The organism is Thalassotalea ganghwensis, assembly GCF_053485795.1.
Map to the genome: position 1 here is coordinate 1 of NZ_JBQRUM010000044.1, position 2,233 is coordinate 2,233.

Sequence of the window (2,233 nt, forward strand, 5' to 3'; positions counted from 1 at the left end):
AGAAAGTAGCAATTATTGCTTGCATCAGAAAGATGGTGGTCATACTAAATTCGATGCTCAGAGATGGTGTGATGTGGGAAGCGCCAAAAGTGTAAAATTAGCTATTGACGCCATAGTCTCTTGTTAGGTACCAATTGCTAATTTGGCACCATAAGTTAGCCCAACTTTTATAATTGAAGATGCGCTCTCTTTACCTATAACCTTAATTCCTGCCGTTAGCTGATCGCCAATCGTTTTTTTAGTTTTAAGTTCAGATGGCACGGCATTCAAAACTTCTAAGCCTTTTGGCGAAAGAGTAACTCCTTCAAATGATATTGGTCTATGAGGATTTTTACACCAAACATAACCAGCCTCAATTAACCAAAGCATCGTTTCTTCTGCAATCTCATATTCAACTTCGTCCAAGTTAAAAATCCCATCCGGATCTTCGCCAAAAGCTTCTTTAATAGTTATACCAATATCCATTTTCGAAATGGAAACTTTAAGAGGAAATGCTTTATAACATTGTCCCAGTATTTCGGCTGTAGCTATATTAAATGCTTCAATATTACTCATGGCTATCCTTGGTACCTAACGCCTTAATAAACGGCGGAAAATAGCAGGCTAAACTAAGCGAAGAATGAGCGCAAGCCTGCTGTTTTACGTCCACGGTTTAATTAACTTGTTAGTTGCCTGCTGCTATGAAGCTTTACCTTTTGAAAACCAAAATCAGACTAAAAAATTGCAGGGTCTGTAACATCCCATATTTTAAGTTTAGTTAGGATTTTCGGTATTTCGTAAGTAAAAACATTTGCATCGAGTGAAGAGCTATTGCACATACCAACAAAGGCTACTTGCTCCTTAGGTCTACGGATATAGCTAGTGCTTGTACCCATCCATCCGCCATTGTGCAGCGTATAATTCGGCTCTATATATTGCCCGTTAGCATAAAAAGTTATTCCGTTGTTCTCGTATGAGTGTTGACTATTTGGCGTATTAAATTGAGCCATTAATTTGTTAGGAGCATCACCTAATTTCGGGGTGTAAAAGTGATTATCCCAAATCAACATATCTTCGAGTGTAGTGTAAAGACCACCATCACCTACTACAAAAATATTTGTTTCATAACGCTTTAATCCAATACCTTTGAATGTTCTATACCCTTCAGCACGGTTAGGTACTACCTCTCGCATATCATCAGCGAAAAAAGTGTCGTGCATACCGAGCGGTTCAAAGATGTATTTTGTAGTGTACTCCCGCATGGACATACCACTGACTTTAGCGACTAACTCCGACAATAAAAAGTAAGCGAAGTTACTATAAGCCTGTTGCGTATCAGGCTGGTGCTCTAAAGGCAGCGATTTTATGACATCGTAGTATTCTTCTTTGGTCAGGTAGTCTTCATCACCAAGTCTGAACGGACCACCAGCGGTCGACAGTAGTGGTTTGGGTAGGAGCGATTGAAGTGTATCGTAATCTGCCATTCCTGAAACGTGACCTAACATTGAGTTGATAGTTACTTTTACACCGTAGTCTTTCAAATCAGTAAGATATTTCCGTATATCATCATCAAGGTTAATTTCCCCTTTTTCTGCTAACAACAATACCGCAAACCCGGTGAATTGTTTGGATACAGATGCCATACGAAATACTGATATTGGACTGAGAGGAACCTGATGTTCGATGTTTGCCAAACCATAGCTTTTCTTAAATAAAAATTGTTGATTCTTAATGATACCTACAGAGCACCCCGGCCCATTAGCTGGAATAAACTCCCCCGCAATTCTATCAATTTCCTTTTCCAGCAGTGTTAGTTGAGTTTCGCTTCCCATAACGGCAAATGAAAATAACAAAAGAACCCCAGCGATTCCTTGAATACTTTTATACATTAATTTTCCCTTTTTTTATTATTAAACACTCTGATAATTGTATAGTTTCATCACTTTTTTAACAGTAATCAGTTAAATAAACTACGCAACCCTTCGTAGGTTTGCTTTTTTTGTTGAAAAAGTCAAAATGTAATTTGGTAGCTAGGCTTTATGCAATTGGCAGTATTAACAGTCGACATTCTCCAAAAAACTCAACATATACCCTTAGGGCTACTAACGCCCCATTCAGGGGCTTTTAATAGATAATTGGACTCCCTCACCCTAAACGAGTGAGGTAATATAAAAGTTACCACACAAATATATTAAGAAGAGTCCTGTTATGTATCGTACTAGAGTTGGCGTTGATTTAGCAAAAAAAGTTATTC

Annotated in this window: 2 protein-coding genes; both read right to left on the minus strand. The window is 38.2% G+C overall.

What is annotated here, in order from left to right:
• Nucleotides 1–123 precede the first annotated feature (123 nt).
• On the minus strand, nt 124–555 hold the full coding sequence (locus tag ACSLUH_RS19315) for a hypothetical protein (protein ID WP_448570058.1): 432 nt from the start codon (nt 553–555) through the stop codon (nt 124–126).
• Between the two features lie 158 nt (nt 556–713).
• Entirely contained in the window at nt 714–1,868 is a 1,155-nt protein-coding gene (locus ACSLUH_RS19320; RefSeq protein ID WP_448570059.1) for a serine hydrolase domain-containing protein, read from the minus strand.
• Between the last annotated feature and the right edge of the window lie 365 nt (nt 1,869–2,233).